The sequence below is a fragment of the Sphingobacterium sp. T2 genome, assembly GCF_000814685.1.
GTDB classification, from domain to species: domain Bacteria; phylum Bacteroidota; class Bacteroidia; order Sphingobacteriales; family Sphingobacteriaceae; genus Sphingobacterium; species Sphingobacterium thermophilum.
This window is the reverse complement of sequence record NZ_JXAC01000213.1, coordinates 1-1,896: the sequence shown is the minus strand read 5'-3', so window position 1 is coordinate 1,896 and position 1,896 is coordinate 1. Positions and strand designations below refer to the sequence as shown.

Annotated in this window: 3 protein-coding genes; 2 read left to right on the top strand and 1 reads right to left on the bottom strand. The window is 39.5% G+C overall.

What is annotated here, in order from left to right; all coding sequences use genetic code 11:
* The first annotated feature begins 98 nt into the window (after positions 1–98).
* Positions 99–911 (top strand): GyrI-like domain-containing protein, encoded by an 813-nt coding sequence (locus SD31_RS12295; RefSeq protein WP_262506625.1) that lies wholly within the window; start codon positions 99–101, stop codon positions 909–911.
* A 13-nt stretch (positions 912–924) separates the two neighbouring features.
* Positions 925–1,302: a hypothetical protein gene (locus SD31_RS12290; RefSeq protein ID WP_039054358.1), complete on the top strand. Its 378-nt coding sequence runs from the start codon at positions 925–927 to the stop codon at positions 1,300–1,302.
* A gap of 124 nt (positions 1,303–1,426) precedes the next feature.
* Here the strand turns inward: SD31_RS12290 and SD31_RS12285 are convergent.
* On the bottom strand, positions 1,427–1,896 hold a 470-nt coding region (locus tag SD31_RS12285; protein ID WP_039054357.1), incomplete at its 5' end, for a tyrosine-type recombinase/integrase.

Here is a 1,896-nt window from a genome sequence, read left to right as displayed (position 1 = left end):
ATTCCGGCTTTTGAAGGCGATAGGACAGGCGAGGTWCGTGTTAGGTATTTAGGTTTAGGTTAATTTGAAGTAGAATTTTGTAAAATTATGCAGTCTTAATTCGGGGAAGTCGACAATCCCATTTCTCAAAATTTCATTTTTCAAGAATATTTAGTGCCTTGGTGGGCGAAACACCTTTTAAATTTATTCAAAGAATCAGATTAGAGCGCGCAAATTATCTATTGCGATTAAAGCCAAAAGCTAAGATTACTGAAATTGCATTCGAATGCGGTTTTAACGATTTGGCTGTTTTTTCACGCCAGTTTACTTTGCACTTCAACATCTCACCCACCGCATTTAAAAAACAAAACATACAACAGAGCAATATTCATCAAACTTCTTCTTTCAAAGCCAAATACTTTTGTTCCGAACTTAAAATTTATAGAGATATGGAACAGTTAGTTGAAGCAAACATTCGATCATTACCTGAAAAAACTATCGCTTATATCAAGCATATCGGTTCATATAGGCAAAATGCAGATATTTACGAAAAGCTGTTTAACCAACTCTATGATTGGGCAGGAAAGAACAGCTTACTTAAACACCATCCTGAATCCATTGTCATCCATTACGATGACCCCGAGATAACACCGGAGGACAAGCAGCGAATGAATGTATGTATTACCGTTCCTGAAGATACCGAAGTAAACGGTAGCATAGGGAAAACCACGATACCTTCCGGCAAATATTATGTGGCCAAATTTAAGCTGAAACCTCAAGAGATTCCAATGGCCTGGAATTGGATTTACGGAGAGGGAATTCCTTCAATTGGATATCATCCAATTGATAAAATTCCTTATCAAGTTTATCCCGAACCACCTAAAGAAGGGATACTCACCATAGTTTTCTGTATACCTGTGAAAAAGAATTAAAACAAAATAGATTATGGTAAAAGTCACAGTAGAAGCAGATTGCGGTAATGCCCCAAGGAAGGAATTTCTAAAACAGTTTCACATTGCTTTAGCTAATAGCGATAGCAACTTTGTAATAGAAAACATCACAGACAATATCCATTGGGAAATTGTTGGGAACCATACGATTACCAATAAGGAGGAATTTGAAAAAAGAATATTGGATAGCCCGTTGTGGAATGTGAAAGAACTTGTCATAGACGCCATTATAACCCATGGAAACGAAGCTTCTGCAAATGGAACTGTGGTTACATCAGATGATTTAAAATTTGCGTTTTGTAATGTGTATAAGTTTAAAGGCTTTAAGGGGACACTCCTAAAATCTATACAGACATATCTTATTGAATTTTGAAAAAAGCCAGTTGCCAACATTATATAAGCGTAATGCGGACTGTATGGCTAAAACTGAGTATTTTTGCGCCTAAGAAACTTTACGGTGGGCGGACAGTAAATCGCTACGAAATCCCGCACTACGCTTATACTTGGCCGTTGTGACCAAGTAGCTGCTGTATGAATGACATGTCCGTGCCGTATTCCAGTAAATGTGTGGCGTAGCTATGCCGCAAACCGTGTATCCCTATCGGCTTGTTTACCTTTGCGGCTTTCATTGCATTCTTGAACACCGCTTGTACACTGCGGACGGAATACCGCCCACCGTACCGACCTTCAAAAAGGTAAGTTTTGGGATGGTATGCTTTATAATATTCCCGCAGCAAATCCAGCACTGCAGACGGTAGTGGTACATACCGATCTTTCTTTCCTTTACCCGCTTCGATGAGTACCTGCATCCGTCCACTGTCGATGTCGCTCACTTTCAGATTGACAATCTCACTTACGCGCAACCCCATTCCGTAGCACAGTTGCAGCATCAGCAAATGTTTTCGGTTTTGTACCACGTCGAATATCCGTTTTACTTCCTTTTGGCTCAACACCTTTGCAAAGTTGW

Excerpts from the sequence above, each read along its gene's own strand:
- SD31_RS12290 (WP_039054358.1), top strand. The coding sequence starts at position 925 with ATGGTAAAAGTCACAGTAGAAGCAGATTGCGGTAATGCCCCAAGGAAG.